This is a genomic window from Kribbella sp. ALI-6-A, from assembly GCF_001984195.1.
In the GTDB taxonomy this organism is placed as follows: Bacteria; Actinomycetota; Actinomycetes; order Propionibacteriales; family Kribbellaceae; genus Kribbella.
This window is the reverse complement of record NZ_MTQN01000012.1, coordinates 2,103,345-2,119,785: the sequence shown is the minus strand read 5'-3', so window position 1 is coordinate 2,119,785 and position 16,441 is coordinate 2,103,345. Positions and strand designations below refer to the sequence as shown.

The window sequence follows — 16,441 nt, the reverse complement described above, 5'->3', positions numbered from 1 at the left end:
AAATCGCCCGTTGGCCCGCCGGAATTCGGTGGGCCAAGGGGTCAGATCGTGGGTTGACCCACCAAATGCAGCGAGGGAGTTCGGGACAGATAGGGCGGGGGCGGAGGGCAGGCGCGGGTGGCGGGAGAGGGAGGGCTCAGGCGAAGCGCTTGTCCTGGGTGAACCCGTGAAACTGACCGTTGGCCCACCGAATTCCGGTGGGCCAACGGTCGAACTGGTGGGTCAACCCACCTAACTGCGGGGTCAACCCACCAAATGCGCGACAGCGGGAGAGGCTCAGGCGAAGCGCTTGGCGACCTGCTCGACGCGGTCGACCAGGTCGAGGTCATAGGCGACGCCCGGCACGTAGAAGATCACGTAGTCGGCGCCGGCCTCGAGCGCGGCCTCGACCTTGTTCGCGATCTCGTCCTCGGTGGCGATGATGTTGTCGTTCGAGAACTGCTCCCAGTCCTTCGGCCCGCGGGCCTTCTGGGTCGCCTTCTGCGGGTCGTCACCGGCGTCGATCGGGAACACGTTCAGCCCGGTTGACTTGACGATCTCGTTGTAGTCGCGGCCGAGCTTGTCGCAGTGGCCCTTGAGGATCGCCGTCTTCTCCCGGATCACGTCCGGGTTGCCGCCGCCGATGTTGGCCGCGTCGGCGTACTGGGCGACCAGCTTCAGCGTGACCTGCGGGCCACCGCCGCCGATCCAGAACTGCGGACGCGTGTTGCCGGCGCCCTTGGGCAGGTTGATCGGGGCGTCGATCGAGTAGTGCTTGCCGTTGTAGACCGGCTTGTCCTCGGTCCACATCTTCCAGATGATCTCGGTCGCCTCGCGGAACGCGGCCATCCGCGGCTTCACGTCGGTCCACTCGTAGCCGTAAGCCTTCCATTCGTGCTCGTACCAGCCGGCGCCGATCCCGGCGTACAGGCGGCCGTGGCTGGCCACGTCGACGGTGGAGGCGATCTTCGCGTAGAGCGCCGGGTTGCGGTAGCCGTTGCAGCCGACCATCTGGCCGATGTTCACCCGCTTGGTGTCGCGGGCTAGCGCGGCGGTCGCCGACCAGCACTCGAAGGTGGTGTTGTCACTCGGCTCCGGCACGGTGTGGAAGTGGTCGAACAGCCAGATCGAGTCCCAGGAACCTTCGTCGGCCCGCTTCGCGACGTTCGTCATCGCTTCCCACTGCTCGACCGGATCGGCGATCTCGGTCAGGTCCATCTTCCAGCCTTGGGGAACAAAAATCCCGAAACGTGTGGTCATGCCCCCATCCTTTCCCGGCCCGCTGAACCGGTCTACCACCTGGCGGACGGGATTCCTTCTCAATCGGACCACCGTGGTTTCTCAATCGAACCGCCCGGCCGCACGCGGCGTCGTACCGGCTGCCATCCGACCCGAGGAGACGATCGCGATCCACCCGACCAGGTTCGACCAGTTGTTCACCGCCGCCACGCCGTTGATCGCCGCCGGGCAGCACGGCGTCGACACTCCCCCGGTCGAGAACGGCGAACGCTGGCCTGTCAGCACCGTCTTCCGCCCCGACCCCGCGGGCCCCCTGACGCGCCGCCTCGACCAGCTCACCCTCGAAGCCGCGCAGATCGCCGGCCTGATCCTCACCCGCGGCACCGTGATGGCCTGCGCCCACCCCCTCGACGACCACGCCAACCGCCTCCAGAAGCTGTACGCCGACGCCCTCGGCCCCGACGGCTGGCTCGAGGCCGAGGAAATCCGCGACATCTGGTACGTCAACCTGCTGCACTTCGCCGCCCCCATCCCCGACCCCACCACCCTGATCGCCTGGGTCACGGCCCACCGCCACGTCCCCCTCGGCAAGGTCACGGTCAACACAGCCGAGCTGGTCCGCTTCCGCCACACCCTGGGACCCCGGCCTTACATGCGCCCGGAAACCCTGGTCGCCGTTCCACTGAGCGCGCAGTAATCCGGATCCGGCTACGCGCCCGGTGAATACGCCGACGCGCCCGCGTCCAACGCGTCGCCGATAATCCGGTCGAGATCTGAGCGGCGAGCGGTCCAGCCGGTCGCCTGCTGGAACGCCGTGGAGTCCGCTGTCAGCTCCGGCGGCTCGGCCGCGCCGGCCTGATGCCGGACGGGCAGCGGCTTGCCGGTCAGCCGCTCGATGCTCTCGATGACGTCGAGGATCGTGGTGCGACCACCGCCGCCCACGTTGTACGCCTGCCATTCGCCCGGCTCGCAGAGACCGGCCGCGGCGAGGAACGCGTCTGCCATGTCGAGCACGTGGACGTAGTCGCGCACCGTCGTACCGTCGCCGTTGACGACGAGCTCGGGAGCGCGGCCCTGCGCGACGGCGACCGCCTTCGGGATCAAGCGGGACTCGTCACGATCCGGATGTCCGGGCAAGCCACCGGCCACGTTGAACGCGCGCAGGCTGATCGCCCCGATCGCCCCCGCCGCCGCCAGGTCCGCCGCCGCGCGATCGGCCGCGAGCTTGCCGGCGCCGTACGGGTTGCCCGGCTCCGGGCGGGCGTCCTCCCGGACCGGTTGCGTCGCGGGTTCGCCGTAGACGGCGCAGGTCGACGCGATGATCAGCTTCGCGGGCTCCGACGGGCCGTCGGCCAGCGCGCCGAGCAGGGCCAGCGTGCCACCGACATTCGTCTGCCAGTACGTCACCGGATCGACCCGGGACTCGCGCACCCGCACCGCGGCGGCCAGATGACAGACCACCTCAGCTCGGGCCTGCCCAACGGCCTTCCGAACGGAGCTCGCGTCCAGCAAGTCACCGAAGACGCGCTCGACACCCGAGGGCAGCGCCGCGTCGCCCCGAGTCAGCCCGAACACCTCGTGCCCGGCGAGAGCGAAGCGGCGGGCGACGGCGTATCCGACGAACCCGGAGGCACCGGTGACCAGGACTCTCATCGACCCAGGACTCTCTGTCCGTGCAGCCAGGATGCGGTCGGCATGGGGTCGATGATCTCAGCCCATACCTGACCCACGTCGTCCCGGTCGGCGGTCTCGGTGCGTGAGAGCGCTCTAGTTCCGGAACCGGCGGGGTCTTGACCGGGGGTTCGGGAGGGCTGAGCATCGGGCCCGACGCGGGTGTGAGGCACCTGTGCTGAGAGCTAGGAGTCGCCCATGCCCAGGTGGCCAGGTAAGCGTCTGTCGCGGCGGACGGTGGTGGTGACGGTGTCGGCGCTGCTGGCGGGGTTGCTGCCGTTGGGGGTGGCGTCGCAGGCAGCGGCCGACGATCCGGAGCCGACCGTGCTGGCGGCGTTCGAGGGGGCGGAGCCGTTCGCGTCGCCGCCGAACCCGGGGATCTTCGGGTGGGGCAGTGACGCCGACGACCCGCCGACGATGCAGCTGCAGGCGCGGGACGACGCGCCGGTCGGCGAGAAGGTCCTGCACGGGACCTACAACATCAGCGGGTACGGCGGGTTCAGTCACGACGTGACCTTCGACCAGAACCCGGGCAACTGGTCGGCGTACAAGGGGATCCGGTTCTGGTGGTACGGGCAGAACACCGCGCCGCTGCCGCCGGGGTCGGGCAAGCGGATCTTCTTCGAGATCAAGGACGGTGGCGCGAACGCCGAGGCGTCGGAGCTGTGGAACACCAGCTTCACCGACGACTGGCAGGGCTGGCACCTGGTCGAGATCCCGTTCAGCGACCTGGCCTATCGCGGCGACTACCAGCCGGTCGGCGGCATCGACCAGGTGCTCGGCCTGACCCAGATGTGGGGTTACGCGTTCACGATGCCGGTCGGCTCGCCCGGTGAGTTCGCGATCGACCAGGTCGAGGTCTTCGGCAAGGCCGACCCGGCGCTGAAGGCGAGCGTGGTCACCGACGCCGGCGTCTACCCGGTCGACGAGGGCGGTACGGCGCAGGTCAAGGTGTCGGTCGCCACCACCGGCGCAGTCCCGCTGGAGGAGCCGGTCACCGTCGACTTCCGCAGCGGCACCGGTACGGCGGGCGCCGACGACTACAACCCGGTCTCCGGCGCGTTCACCTTCCCGGCCGGTACGCCGTCCGGAACGTCGCACACCGTCCAGGTGGTCACCCGCAAGGACAAGTCGGCCGAGGCCGCCGAGACGATCCCGGTCGAGTTGACCGTGACCGGCGCGAAGGCTCCGGCGAGCCAGCCGGTCGTCGTGATCAACGCGCACGACCTGCCGTACCTGAACAGCAAGCTCCCGGTGAAGACCCGGGTCAAGGACCTGCTCGGCCGGATGACGCTGGCCGAGAAGGTCGGCCAGATGACCCAGGCGGAGCGCAACGCGGTCCGGACGAAGTCCGACATCGCGACGTACGCGCTCGGCTCGCTGCTGTCCGGTGGCGGCTCGGTGCCGACCCCGAACACCCCGGCGTCCTGGGCCGCGATGATCGACACCTTCCAGCTCAACGCGCAGGCCACCCGGCTGCAGATCCCGCTGATCTACGGCGTCGACGCGGTGCACGGGCACAACAACGTGATCGGTGCGACGATCCTGCCGCACAACATCGGCCTGGGCGCGACCCGCGACCCGGACCTGTCCCGGCGGACCGGTGAGGTGACCGCGACCGAGGTCCGCGCGACCGGCATCCCGTGGGACTTCGCGCCCTGCGTCTGCGTCGTGCGCGACGATCGCTGGGGCCGTTCGTACGAGGGCTTCGGCGAGGACCCGGCGCTGGTCAAGGCGATGGCGACCGTGATCACCGGCATGCAGGGCAAGGCCGACGGCAGCCAGCTGAAGCAGAACACCAAGGTGCTGGCCAGTGCCAAGCACTACGTCGGCGACGGTGGTACGACGTACGGCTCGTCCACCACCGGCTCCTACACCATCGACCAGGGCGTCACCGAAGTGACCCGGCAGCAGCTCGAGGCGATCCACCTCGACCCGTTCCAGACCTCGGTCGATCTCGGCGTCGGGACCGTGATGCCGTCGTACTCCAGCGTGGACATCATCGGCGACGACAAGCCCGCGGTGAAGATGCACGGGCACGCCGAGCTGATCAACGGCGTGCTGAAGGACCGGATGGGCTTCGACGGCTTCGTGATCTCCGACTGGCAGGCGATCGACCAGCTGCCGGGCGACTACGCCAGCGACATCCGGACCTCGATCAACGCCGGGCTGGACATGATCATGGTGCCGACCCGGTACCAGGAGTTCACCCAGGGCCTGACCACCGAGGTGACCGAGGGCCGGGTCAGCCAGGCCCGGGTCGACGACGCGGTCCGCCGGATCCTGGAGCAGAAGTTCAAGCTCGGCCTGTTCGAGCACCCGTACGCCGACACCAGCAAGCTGAGCGAGATCGGCGGCGCGAAGCACCGGGCGGTCGGTCGCGAGGCCGCGGCCAAGTCCCAGGTGCTGCTGAAGAACGACGGCAACGTGCTGCCGCTGAAGAGCAGCGCGAAGGTGTACGTGGCCGGCAGCAACGCCAACGACCTGGGCAACCAGCTCGGCGGCTGGAGCATCAGCTGGCAGGGCGGATCGGGCGCGACCACGACCGGTACGACGATCCTCGACGGCATCCGGCAGAACGTGCCGGCGGCAACCTTCAGCCAGGACGCCTCGGCGCCGCTCGACGGCCACGACGTCGGCGTCGTCGTGGTCGGCGAACGCCCGTACGCCGAGGGAATCGGTGACGTCGGCAACGGCCACGACCTGCTGCTCAGCGACGCCGACAAGGCCGCGGTCGACAAGGTCTGCGCGGCGATGAAGTGCGTCGTCCTGGTCGTCTCCGGCCGGCCGCAGGTGGTCGCGGATCAGCTCGGCGAGATCGACGCGCTGGTCGCCTCGTGGCTGCCCGGCACCGAGGGCGCGGGCGTCGCGGATGTGCTGTTCGGCAAGCAGCCGTTCAGCGGGCGGCTCCCGGTGACCTGGCCGAAGACCGAGGCGCAGCAGCCGATCAACGTCGGCGACGCGTCGTACGACCCGCAGTACCCGTACGGCTGGGGTCTGACCACGCAGGCGGCGGCCCGGCAGAAGTTGGTCGACGCGAAGACCGTCCTGCTGCGCAAGGGATTGCTGGACCCGAACGCGCTGGTCGCGGCGATCTCGATCGACATCGCCCTGCGGGTGAAGGACTGGTCCGGGCCGCAGGCAACAACCGCGCTGGTCGCGCTCGGCCAGGCCGGCAAGTCGTTGCAGCGCAGCCGGGTCGACGGCTTCGCCGAGGACGACGCGGTTGTCGCGGCGGCCCGCTGGATCGCCCAGGACGAGATCGGCCAGAACCTGGACGAGCCGGTGTCCAAGCTCACCGCGGACGCCGAGCACCTGGCGCTCAGCGGTGACCTGAGCGGTGCGATCGCCAAGCTGGCGGCGGCGTACAAGCTGAAGTAGCACGACGAACAGCGGGGTCCGGTGCAGCACCGGACCCCGCTGTTTTGCTGTCAGGCCGTGACCAGTTCACGCTCCGGCGTCGGCTCGACAGTGGCCGCTGACAACTTGGTGGGCCACCAGGCCCTGCGACCGAGCAGGACCAGGATCGACGGCAGCATGACGATCCGGACCAGCGTCGCGTCGATCAGGACGGCGACCGCCAGGCCGACGCCCATCTGCTTCATCTCGATCATGCCGAGCGTCGCGAAGACCGCGAACACCGAGACCATCACCGCGGCCGCGCTGGTCACCACCCCGGCCGACTCGGTGATGCCCTTGCGGACCGCCTCCTTCGGGCTCAGCCCGTCCCGCACCCCTTCGCGGATCCGGTTGAGCACGAACACGTGGTAGTCCATCGACAGCCCGATCAGGATCACGAACAGGAACAGCGGGATCCACGACACGATGAAGCCGGGCGAGGTGAAGTCCAGCAGCCCTTCGGCCCAGGTGCGCTGAAAGACCAGCGCGAGCGCCCCGAAGCAGGCCCCGACCGAGGCCAGGTTGAGCGCGGTCGTGACCAGGGCGATCGCCAGGCTGCGGAACGTGATGGCCATCATCACCAGCGTCAGGATCAGTACGAAGCCGATCACGTACGGCAGCTTGTCGCGCTGGTTCTGCCCGTAGTCGATCGAGTCCGCGGTCTCCCCACCGACGGCCCAGGTGCTGCCCGATCCGGCCGCGAACGCCTTCGGCACCAGATCGTCGCGCAGTTCGCCCAGCGCGATCCTGGCGTCGTCGCTGGTGTCGGGCCGGACCGAGACCAGTGACAGGACGGCGGTGTCGCCCGAGCTCCGGACCTGCTGGCCCGGCGTGACGACGAACTTGCCACTGGCGACGGCTGTGCGCTGCAGCGCGGTCAACGCGGCGACCGGCGCCTCGCCGTCGTTGCTGCGCGCAACCACGTCGTACGCCATGCCCTGGGACGGGAAGTTGGCCTGCAGCTGCTGCATCGTCTTCACCTCGGGGATGCTCTGCGGCAGCGTGCTCAGACCACCCGGCTCGGTCTTCATGCCGAACGCCGGGACGGCGAGCGCGACGATCGCCAGCACCGAGACGAGCAGCGCGATCTTGGGGAAGCGCAGCACCGGGGCGAGCAGGCGGCGGCTGATCCCGCCGGGGCCGATCCGACGGTTGAGGCGCCACAGGAGCGGAACGCGCGGGCGGTCGACGCGGTGGCCGAGCTTGGCCAGCAGCGCGGGCAGGACGGTGAGCGAACCGATGACCGCGACCGCGACGACGACGATGGTTGCCGTGGCCATCGACGAGAAGACGGGGTCCTGGGCGACGTACAGGCCTGCCATCGAGACGATCACCGCGATGCCGGAGACGACCACCGAGTGTCCCGACGTGGCAGCGGCGATCTCGATCGCGTCGACGGTGCCGTGGCCGCGGCGGCGTTCCTCACGTTCGCGCTTGAGGTAGAACAAGGAGTAGCCGACGCCGACCGCCATGCCGATCAGCAGCACCACGTTCGCGACCGAGCCGCCGTCGGGGAACAGGTAGGACAGCGGCGCGTAGAACCCGAGCGCGGCACCGACCGCGGAGATGGCCAGCAGCACCGGAATCCCGGCCGCGATCAGCGCGCCGAACGCCAGCAGCATCAGCGCGAACGTGATCGGCAGGCTGAGCTTCTCGGCCTTGGCCAGATCGCTGCCCACCTGCTTCCAGATGCCGGCGTCGAGCGACGCGCTGCCGGTCTGCTGGATGCTGAGGTTCTGGTTCTCCTTCTGGACGTCGGCGGTCGCGGCGACCAGCTGGTCGACGTTGTCGGCGGCGTCGTCGGCGCTGCCCTTCAGCTCGATCGGCAGCAACGCCGCCTTGCCGTTCTCGGCCCAGATCGGAGCGCCGACGGTGCTCACCGCGGCGATGCCGGTCATCTTCTGCTCGAGCTGGCGCAAGGCCTTGGCCGCCTCGGCCCGATCGAGCCGACCGTCCGGATCGGTGATCAGCACCGTTTCGCTCGGCTTGTCGCCGAGCCCGGCCTGCTGGATCATCTCGGCGGCCTGCCCGGACTGGCCGACCCAGGTGTCGGCTGCCTTGGTCTGCTGCTTCGGAACCATCACGGACAACCCGACCGCGACGGCGACGAGGATCAGCCACAAGCCGATCGCCCGCCATGGATGGGTGGCGCTCCACCGCGCGACCCGAACGGTCACTGATCCCCTGCTCATCTTCCAGCCCTCTCGACGACCCCGCCCGGGCGCTCTGCCCGCACCCAAGAGCCTGCCGATCCGGCGCTGGAATCTCAGGAGACGCAGCTCCCCCTGATGGGTGGGTCTAACCCCACCCCCGGCCGCTCAGGCCGTGGCGGCGGGAGCCCGGGAGCGCAGCCGGCGGAGCATGCGAGGGTCCTCGAAGCCGACGATCCGCGCGGCGGCGTCGACGGTGGAGCCGTGGGCGATCAGGTGTTCGGCGCGTTCGAGGCGGAGGAGTTGCTGGTAGCGCAGCGGCGTGAGGCCGGTGGCCGTGGTGAAGACACGGGTGAGGGTGCGCTCGCTGACCCCGACCGAACGGGCCAGCTCGGCGAGCGGCAGGCGTTCGGCGTACCGGCTGTCGATGACGTCCTGGACCCGGTGGGCGAGATCGCTGAGATGTCCCCGGTGGCGCAGCATCGCGCTCTCCTGGAGCTCGTCGCCGTTGCGCCGGGCGTAGACGACCATCTCGCGGGCGACCCGGGCCGCCGCGACCGCGCCGTGCTGGATCGCGACCAGGTGCAGTGCGAGATCGATCCCGCTGGCGATACCGGCCGACGTGATCACCCGCTCGTCCACGACGTAGAGGACGTCGCGCACGATGCTCGCCTTCGGGTACCGCGCCGCGAGCTCCTCGGTCAGGTCGTGGTGGGTGGTGTAGCGCCGGCCGTCGAGCAGACCGGCGGCGCCGAGCGCGTCGGCGCCCGAGCACACGCTCGCCACCGATCCACCACCCGCGTGATGGGTCCGCAGTACCTGTTTGGTCCGCGCCGAGATCGGCGGCCGCGGCGACAACCGCGGCGACCGCCACCCCGGTACGACGATCAGGTCGTCCCGGCCGAGCGCCGGCCAGTCCACCTGCGCCCTGACCGGAACACCTTGCGCGGTGCTGACCTCGCCGGCCTCGGCCACGTAGTGCAGCTGGTACGGATATCCGAGATCGGCCGCCGTCGAGAACACCTGCGCCGGCCCCGCGAGGTCGAGCAGATGCAGCCGAGGGACGAGGAAGAACACGACCTTGCGCATGATCCGGTCAGGATCCCACGAGCAGTCCGGCCTGCTCGTCGAGCGTCCGGATGGTGGCGAACCGTCCCGCCAGCGCGTACTCGGTCCGCTCGGTGATCACCTCGGGTGACAGCGTCCGCGGGTCGGCGAGCACCTCTTCCAGCGACGCGTCGGCCGGCAGCGTCCAGTGCGGCAACGGCGTCGTGGCGGTCGCCTCGGTCACGAACACCACGTCGTACCCGAGATCGGACGCGACCCGGGTGGTCGTCTCGCAGCACTGCTCGGTCCGGATCCCGCTGATCACCAACTCACGGATGCCGCGCTGGACGAGCAACTGCTGGAGATTCGTGGTGGTGAAGGCGTTGTGCGAGGTCTTGGTGAGCACCGGCTCCCCCTCGATCGGCTCCAGCCCTTCGATCAACCGCACGTGGCCGGACGCCGGGTCGAACACGCCGCCCGTTCCGGGCTCGGTGTGCAGGATCCACACGACCAGATCTCCGCGGTCGCGCGCGCTGCGGACCAGGCGGCCGACCCGGTCGGCGATGTCGGGGTGGTTCACGGCCTGCCAGTTCGGCCGGACCCGGAAAGACTCCTGGACGTCGATCACGATCAGCGCTGTCTGTGTCATGCCTCCAGCCTCGCCGGACGACGGCCCGGCCGCCAGGCATCATCGCGCCCCGAGGCGGACCGATCCGGTCACGGGTCGCCTGCACCGTTGAGTCATCGGACGAATTCGAACAGTGACGAACTCTGGCAAACACCGGACGCCGGTGCTTACAGTGCCCGGGTCGGCGTGAGAACGCTCTCGCCGGCCACCGCCCCCACCGATCGAGGAGAGCACATGCCAGACCACCTGCCTCGTCGCCACGTCCTCCGCGCCGCCGGAGCGCTCGGCCTCGGCGCCGCCGCGGCCGGTGCCCTGACCAGTTCGGCCGGCGCCCAGCCGACGGCTACTACAGTCACGTCCATGGGTTCACACCACGGCCGCCTGTCCATCCGCAAGGACCCCTTCGGCACCACCCCGCAAGGGGAGAAGGTCGACGTCTACACCTTCGGCAACGGGCGGGTGACCGTCTCGATGCTGACATGGGGCGCGACCATCCAGCGGGTTGAGACCCCGGACCGCCGGGGCCAGACCGAGAACATCAGCCTCGGCTTCGACAACCTGCCGGACTACGCGAAGCTCAGCCCGTACTTCGGCGCGACCATCGGCCGGTACGGCAACCGGATCGCGAAGGGCCGGTTCTCGATCGACGGGCAGAGCTACCAGATCCCCGTCAACGACGGCGAGAACGCCTTGCACGGCGGCACCACCGGCTTCGACAAGCGGGTGTGGACGGCGAAGGTCGTGCAGACCCCGTCGCACGTCGGCGTCGCGTTCAGCTACGTCAGTCCGGACGGCGAGATGGGCTTCCCCGGCACACTGACCACCACCGTCACCTACACGCTCGACACCGACGACGACCTGCGGATCGACTACCACGCGACCGTGGCCGGCAAGCCGACCGTGCTGAACCTGACCAACCACGTCTACTTCAACCTGGCCGGCGAGGGCAGCGGATCGATCGAGGGCCACGTCCTGGAGCTGAACGCCCCGTCGTACACACCGGTGGACTCCGGGCTGATCCCGACCGGCGAGATCGCGTCCGTCGCCGGGACGCCGTTCGACTTCCGCCGGCCGACGGCGATCGGGAAGCGGCTGCGCGACGACCACCCGCAGCTGGTGATCGGGCGCGGCTACGACCACAACTTCGTGCTCGGCGGGAAGCCCGGCCGCGACGGCCTGCGCTTCGCGGCGCGCTTCTGGGAGCCGGACAGCGGCCGGACCGTCACCGTGCACACGGCCGAGCCGGGCGCGCAGTTCTACAGCGGCAACTTCCTCGACGGCACGTTCCAGGGCATCGGCAACAAGTCGTACCGGCAGGGCGACGCGTTCGCCTTCGAGACCCAGCACTTCCCCGACTCCCCCAACCAGCCGAACTTCCCGTCCACGGTCCTGCGCCCCGGCCAGACCTACACCTCCCGGACGGTCTACTCCTTCGGCACCAAGTAGACAGCGCCGCCGCTGGTGGTCAGCTCGGCGACGAGGCGACCACCAGCGCCGGGTAGTCCCGCAGGTCGATGTCGTTCGCGGCCTTGTCGGTGTACTTGGTCATCAGCAAAAACATCCGCGAGCCGAGGAACCAGTTGCGCAGCCTGATCCCGGTCGCCGTTCCTGGCGCCAGGAAGCGGCCGGTGTTGCCGTTGCCCGCGATCTTGGCGTAGCGCTTCATGATCCGGTCGTAGCGAGGGTACGCCGCCAGGTGATTGCCTTCGGCAAGCGCCAGCTCGCCGGCCAGCACGTACGCCCCGACGATCGCGAGCCCGGTGCCGAATCCGCCCAGCGTGTTCCCGTACGCCGAATCGCCGACCAGCGCGACCCGGCCGCGGGTGTAGTGGCCGTCCAGCCGGACCTGGCTGAGCGAGTCGAGATAGAAGTCGGCGAACCCGTCCAGCTCGTCGAGCATCCGCGGAACCTGCCAGCCGACGTCGGCATACACCGTGCGCAGGATGTCGCGCTGTGCCTGGACGTCGTCGCGGCCGTGGCCGAGCTCGGACGAGGCGAACAGGTAGAACTGCTGACCCTTCGACCCACCGGTGACCGCGAGCTTGCCCGGCACATTGTGGCCTCGGGCAACCTGTCGTTCGGCTGAGCCACCAGGGTTCGCGCCGGCGACGCAGTAGTAGTGACCGAGGTGCTTCACGAAGTCCCGCTCCGGCCCGAAGACCAGTCCGCGCACCCGGGAGTGGATGCCGTCGGCACCGATCACCAGATCGAAGGTCCGGTCCGGGCCGTGCTCGAAGGCGACCCGGACGCCGTCGTCGAAGTCGGTCAACGCACTGATCGAGTCGCCGAAGAGGTACTCGCACCGCTCGGCGGTCCGCTCGTACAGGATCTCGGAAAGGTCCCCGCGCAGGATCTCCAGATCGCCGCCGGTGAACTCGCCGGAGATGACCGCCAACTCGTGGTCGTGCTCGTCGACGAGCACGGTGTCGGTGGTGCCGGTCCGGCGCCGCTGGAGCTCGTCGAGCAGGCCCATTCGCTCGAGTACGACCAAGTGCGTGCGGCCCTTGAAGTCGACGGCCTGACCGCCACGCCGCAACTCCGGCGCGCGTTCGACCACGGTGACGTCGAACCCATACCGGCTCAGCCAGTACGCGAGCGCGGGGCCGGCGATGCTCGCCCCGGAGATTAGAACGGACCTGCTCATGACGCCTCCCTGGAACTGGGTCCGACGGAAACTGTTTCCGATGGACACGAATCAGAGTATGGTAGACACAGTTCCTCGTCAACGGAGCTGTTCGAGGAGGACCGCGATGCCGGCACCGACTGCCGTCGAGCTGCTCTGGGGCACCCAGCAGCGGGCCCGACGCGGCCCGAAGCCCGCGCTGTCGCTGGAGCGGATCGTCGCCGAGGCGATCGAGCTCGCCGACGCCGAAGGCCTGGCGAACCTGTCAATGCAGCGACTGGCCGAGCGGCTCGGCTTCACCAAGATGTCGCTGTACCGCTACGTCCCCGGCAAGGCCGAACTGACCGCGCTGATGCTCGACACCGCGCTCGGGCCGCCGCCGCCGGCAGCCGACGGCTGGCGCGCGGGACTGCAACTCTGGGCCGAGACGATCTTCGCCCGCTACAGCGCGCACTCGTGGACGATCGACCTCACCACCGGCCAGCGCCCGATCGGCCCCAACGAACTCGGCTGGATGGAGGCCGCCCTCACCGCGCTCGGCGGAACCGGGCTGACCGGAGCAGAGCGGCTGGACACCATCGTGCTGCTCAACGGGCACGTCCGCAGCCTGGTCGAGCAGCTCGCGCCACCGGGCTCGTCCGCCGACTACACCGCACAGCTCGCCGAGACGATGGCCGCGGTGGGCGACCGCTTCCCCGCCGTCACCGCCGCCTTCGCCGAAGAGGCCGCCACCGCCGAGTCCGGCAACGCCCTCCAGTTCGGCATCGACCGCATCCTCGACGGCCTCGCCGCCCTGATCGCCGAGCGCTCGTGAGCCGGCCGACCGACACACTGCTCGGCCGAGCGAAGGGTCACCTCACTACATAGGGTCGAAGCATGACGGAGACCGTGCTGAACATCCCGTTCGACGACGCGTTCCGGTTCGATCCCTCGCCGACCTTCGCGGAGCTGCGGGAGAACCGGCCGGTCGCGCGGGTCCGGACCCTGGCGGGTGCCGAGGTCTGGCTGGTGACGCGGTACGACGACGTGCGGCTGGTGCTGGCCGACCCGCGGTTCTCGCGGGCCGCGGTGGTGAAGCACGGGGCGCCGCGGGTGGCGCTGGCCAAGCCGATGCCGAACAGCTTGACCACCACGGATCCGCCGGAGCACAGCCGGTTGCGCAAGCTGGTGTCGTCGACGTTCGCGCACCGGCGGATCGAGCGGACCCGGCCGTGGGTGGCCGACCTGTCGGCCCAGCTCGCGAACGACGTCGCCGCGGCGGGTGACGGCGCCGACATCCGGCAGCTGGTCGCGCTGCCGTTGCCGATCCAGGTGATCTGCCAGCTGCTCGGCGTACCGTACGAGGACCGCGAGCAGTTCCGCGAGTGGACCGAGCTCGGCTACAGCATGCGGATGGCGGAGAAAGATCTCGTCGAGAACGCGATGACCGAGCTGACGGCGTACATCGAGGCGCTGGTCGACCGGAAGCTGGCGAAAGCCGACCAGCCGGCCGAGGACCTGCTGGACGAGCTGGTCCGGGCGCGCGAGCAGGGTGACCGGTTGAGTCAGGAGGAATTGATTGCCTTCGGCGTCAACTTGCTGGTCGCCGGGCACGAGACGTCGGCGAACCAGATCTCCAGCTGCGTCGCGACCCTGCTGCGCCGGCCGGAGAACTGGGCCCGGCTCGTCGACGACCCCTCGCTGGTCCCGTCGGCGGTCGAGGAACTGCTGCGCTTCAACCGCTTCTCCGAGGTCGGTCAGCTGCGGGTCGCGATCGAGGACGTCGAGCTGCACGGCGTACAGATCAAGGCGGGCGACGGGGTGATGGCCGCGCTGAACTCCGCCAACCGCGATCCCCGCGCGTACGACGAACCCGACGAGCTGCGGCTGGATCGCAAGGACAACAAGCACCTGTCCTTCGGCTTCGGCCCGCACTTCTGCCTGGGCGCCCAGCTGGCCCGCATCGAACTGCAGGAGTCGCTGCTCGCGCTGCTGCGCCGCTTCCCGGAGATGTCGCTGGCCAAGCCCGCCGAAGACCTCGAGTGGCGCCGCGTCCTGGTCAGCGGCCTCGCCGAACTCCCGGTCAACCTGGGCACCGTCAAAGCCTGAGCACAGCACTGAGGGCCCGCTCGAAAGCGGGCCCTCAGTGTGTTGCTGCTCAGTTCTTGGTGCTGACCAGTTCGGCCTCGTACTGCTCGATGAAGCGGCTGGCCATCGGCTCGCTGCACCCGATCGCCTCGGCCAGCTTCTTCGCGCTGCGCTCGTGACCCTCGGGCCAGTCCGAGAGCATGTTCCACGCGCGCATCCGCCGCTTCTCCAGATCGGTCGGCTCGCTCTCGACCGGCTCGGCCGCGACGACCTTCGGCTCCGGGCGCGACGGCCTGGCCTTCGGCGCCTCGACCTTGGGCTCGGTCACGACGACCGGCTCGGTGACGACGACCTTCGGCTCCGGCTCGGCGACCACCGGCTCCGGCACGCCGGGCCGCGCGACCTGGTCGGCCGGGGCGAACGGCGACGGCTCCGACGGCTTCTGCACCACCGGCGACGCCTTGACCGGCTTGCGGACCCCGTTGACCACGTGCTCGGCCTCGTCCTCGACCACCTCGGCCTCGGCGACCCCCTCGGCGTTGACCGGCGGGTCGACGATGGCCATCAGTTCACCGGTCATCGCCTCGCCCCAGGCGTCCTCGTCGCGGATGTTCACGCCACCGTCGGCCGGCCGCAGCTGCTGCGGCTTGAGCGCGGTGCCCTCGACCACCCAGACCGCGGCGCGCAGGTCGTTGCGCTCCTCGGCCGGCGGCTCCTCCGGCGGCGGGGAGATGGCCCGGGTCAGCTTGTTCGTGACCACCTCGTAGTTGATCCGCTCCTCGAGCATCCCGGCCAGCCGGTCCGCGTCGTAGGTCGTCTCGGCGATCTTGGCCAGTCGCTCGTCCTGGTGCTCCGAGCGGATGTACTCCGCGACCGTGCCGGCGATCGCGTTGCGCCGGGCCGCGTTGCGTACGTGCTCGCGCGCCGCCCGCAGACTCTCGAACATCCCGTAGCCGTGCTCGATCGCCAGCGACCGGGCCTGCCAGGTCAGCCGCGGCTCGCGCAGCCACTGGACCACGCCGTACACCGGGCCGGTGTTGGCCATCTGGCCGGACACCCGCAGCGCGTCACGGCGCCGCGCCGAGCTGTGGATCAGCCAGAGCACGTAGGCGAACGCGGACAGCCCGCCGAAGCCGAAGGCCAGGAACCGCTCCTCCGGCCGCCAGTGGCCGACCACGTTGAAGACGAGCGCGACGATCGCCGCGAACAGCGACATCGCGCGGTAGGCGTAGGCCTGCTCCCCCTTGCGCCGGCGCAGGTCGGCCAGCGCCGCGGTCGCCACACCGCCGAGCTCGATGACGGCGACGGCCGGGGTGACGAGGGCGATCTTGAGGAACGTCGAGAAGCCCTCGTCGGGCCAGGGGATGTGGGTGACGCCGGCCCAGACCTGGCCGACGAGCGCGGCGGTCGCCGCGGTGGCGTAGAAGGCGTAGGCGACCTTGTCCGCACCTGTGAGGGGTACGTTCGCGAGTTCGCCGGAACTGCTGCTGGTGGTGTTCTCCTGCAAGACGGGATCTCCTGACCGGTTTGGGCTCTCCGGCAGTTCGTCGGTGGTGGTCGTCGTACCGCGACCATTCTGGGTGTCCCCCGGAAAAGTGCGCGGCGGCTGCACGAGGCTACCGGTTCCCGGGGCGTTCA

The 16,441-nt window shown here is 69.7% G+C and carries 12 protein-coding genes; 5 read left to right on the top strand and 7 right to left on the bottom strand.

Annotation, left to right across the window (positions count from 1 at the left end; all coding sequences use genetic code 11):
* Positions 1 to 276 precede the first annotated feature (276 nt).
* Positions 277 to 1,239 carry a TIGR03560 family F420-dependent LLM class oxidoreductase gene (locus BWI15_RS36580; protein ID WP_077019036.1) on the bottom strand — a complete coding sequence of 321 codons (963 nt, stop codon included), beginning with the start codon at positions 1,237 to 1,239 and terminating at the stop codon, positions 277 to 279.
* A 73-nt stretch (positions 1,240 to 1,312) separates the two neighbouring features.
* On the opposite strand from BWI15_RS36580, the gene BWI15_RS36575 reads away from it, so the two are divergent.
* The gene (locus BWI15_RS36575; RefSeq protein WP_077019035.1) at positions 1,313 to 1,915 is read left to right on the top strand and encodes a hypothetical protein; all 603 of its coding nucleotides are present in this window, start codon (positions 1,313 to 1,315) and stop codon (positions 1,913 to 1,915) included.
* Positions 1,916 to 1,926: 11 nt separating this feature from the next.
* On the opposite strand, the gene BWI15_RS36570 is transcribed toward BWI15_RS36575, so the two are convergent.
* Entirely contained in the window at positions 1,927 to 2,871 is a 945-nt protein-coding gene (locus tag BWI15_RS36570; RefSeq protein WP_077019034.1) for an NAD-dependent epimerase/dehydratase family protein, read from the bottom strand.
* 216 nt (positions 2,872 to 3,087) lie between these two features.
* Here BWI15_RS36570 and BWI15_RS36565 point away from each other — a divergent pair, with 216 nt between their 5' ends.
* Complete coding sequence (locus tag BWI15_RS36565; RefSeq protein ID WP_077019033.1) at positions 3,088 to 6,270, top strand: glycoside hydrolase family 3 N-terminal domain-containing protein; 3,183 nt, start codon at positions 3,088 to 3,090, stop codon at positions 6,268 to 6,270.
* 50 nt (positions 6,271 to 6,320) lie between these two features.
* Here the strand turns inward: BWI15_RS36565 and BWI15_RS36560 are convergent, their stop codons facing one another.
* The 3 genes from BWI15_RS36560 to BWI15_RS36550 form a co-directional block, all read right to left on the bottom strand.
* Positions 6,321 to 8,480 carry an MMPL family transporter gene (locus BWI15_RS36560; RefSeq protein WP_077019032.1) on the bottom strand — a complete coding sequence of 720 codons (2,160 nt, stop codon included), beginning with the start codon at positions 8,478 to 8,480 and terminating at the stop codon, positions 6,321 to 6,323.
* A gap of 126 nt (positions 8,481 to 8,606) precedes the next feature.
* Entirely contained in the window at positions 8,607 to 9,527 is a 921-nt protein-coding gene (locus BWI15_RS36555; protein ID WP_077019031.1) for a GlxA family transcriptional regulator, read from the bottom strand.
* 7 nt (positions 9,528 to 9,534) lie between these two features.
* Positions 9,535 to 10,134: a cysteine hydrolase family protein gene (locus BWI15_RS36550; protein ID WP_193432212.1), complete on the bottom strand. Its 600-nt coding sequence runs from the start codon at positions 10,132 to 10,134 to the stop codon at positions 9,535 to 9,537.
* 213 nt (positions 10,135 to 10,347) lie between these two features.
* On the opposite strand from BWI15_RS36550, the gene BWI15_RS36545 reads away from it, so the two are divergent.
* Positions 10,348 to 11,559, top strand: coding sequence for an aldose epimerase family protein (locus BWI15_RS36545; protein ID WP_077019030.1), 1,212 nt, complete (start codon positions 10,348 to 10,350; stop codon positions 11,557 to 11,559).
* A 19-nt stretch (positions 11,560 to 11,578) separates the two neighbouring features.
* Here the strand turns inward: BWI15_RS36545 and BWI15_RS36540 are convergent, their stop codons facing one another.
* Entirely contained in the window at positions 11,579 to 12,757 is a 1,179-nt protein-coding gene (locus BWI15_RS36540; RefSeq protein WP_077019029.1) for an FAD-dependent monooxygenase, read from the bottom strand.
* Between the two features lie 106 nt (positions 12,758 to 12,863).
* On the opposite strand from BWI15_RS36540, the gene BWI15_RS36535 reads away from it, so the two are divergent.
* Positions 12,864 to 13,550: a TetR/AcrR family transcriptional regulator gene (locus BWI15_RS36535; RefSeq protein ID WP_077019028.1), complete on the top strand. Its 687-nt coding sequence runs from the start codon at positions 12,864 to 12,866 to the stop codon at positions 13,548 to 13,550.
* Between the two features lie 62 nt (positions 13,551 to 13,612).
* Positions 13,613 to 14,824: a cytochrome P450 gene (locus BWI15_RS36530; RefSeq protein WP_077019027.1), complete on the top strand. Its 1,212-nt coding sequence runs from the start codon at positions 13,613 to 13,615 to the stop codon at positions 14,822 to 14,824.
* Between the two features lie 49 nt (positions 14,825 to 14,873).
* Here BWI15_RS36530 and BWI15_RS36525 read toward each other — a convergent pair whose 3' ends face one another.
* Positions 14,874 to 16,310, bottom strand: a complete 1,437-nt coding sequence (locus tag BWI15_RS36525; RefSeq protein ID WP_077019026.1) for a hypothetical protein — start codon at positions 16,308 to 16,310, stop codon at positions 14,874 to 14,876.
* Positions 16,311 to 16,441 lie beyond the last annotated feature (131 nt).

What these genes read in the sequence shown, in the direction of transcription:
- BWI15_RS36580 (WP_077019036.1), bottom strand. Translation starts at nt 1,239, where the DNA reads ATGACCACACGTTTCGGGATTTTTGTTCCCCAAGGCTGGAAGATGGAC.
- BWI15_RS36570 (WP_077019034.1), bottom strand. Translation starts at nt 2,871, where the DNA reads ATGAGAGTCCTGGTCACCGGTGCCTCCGGGTTCGTCGGATACGCCGTC.
- BWI15_RS36565 (WP_077019033.1), top strand. Translation starts at nt 3,088, where the DNA reads ATGCCCAGGTGGCCAGGTAAGCGTCTGTCGCGGCGGACGGTGGTGGTG.
- BWI15_RS36560 (WP_077019032.1), bottom strand. Translation starts at nt 8,480, where the DNA reads ATGAGCAGGGGATCAGTGACCGTTCGGGTCGCGCGGTGGAGCGCCACC.
- BWI15_RS36555 (WP_077019031.1), bottom strand. Translation starts at nt 9,527, where the DNA reads ATGCGCAAGGTCGTGTTCTTCCTCGTCCCTCGGCTGCATCTGCTCGAC.
- BWI15_RS36550 (WP_193432212.1), bottom strand. Translation starts at nt 10,134, where the DNA reads ATGACACAGACAGCGCTGATCGTGATCGACGTCCAGGAGTCTTTCCGG.
- BWI15_RS36545 (WP_077019030.1), top strand. Translation starts at nt 10,348, where the DNA reads ATGCCAGACCACCTGCCTCGTCGCCACGTCCTCCGCGCCGCCGGAGCG.
- BWI15_RS36540 (WP_077019029.1), bottom strand. Translation starts at nt 12,757, where the DNA reads ATGAGCAGGTCCGTTCTAATCTCCGGGGCGAGCATCGCCGGCCCCGCG.
- BWI15_RS36535 (WP_077019028.1), top strand. Translation starts at nt 12,864, where the DNA reads ATGCCGGCACCGACTGCCGTCGAGCTGCTCTGGGGCACCCAGCAGCGG.
- BWI15_RS36530 (WP_077019027.1), top strand. Translation starts at nt 13,613, where the DNA reads ATGACGGAGACCGTGCTGAACATCCCGTTCGACGACGCGTTCCGGTTC.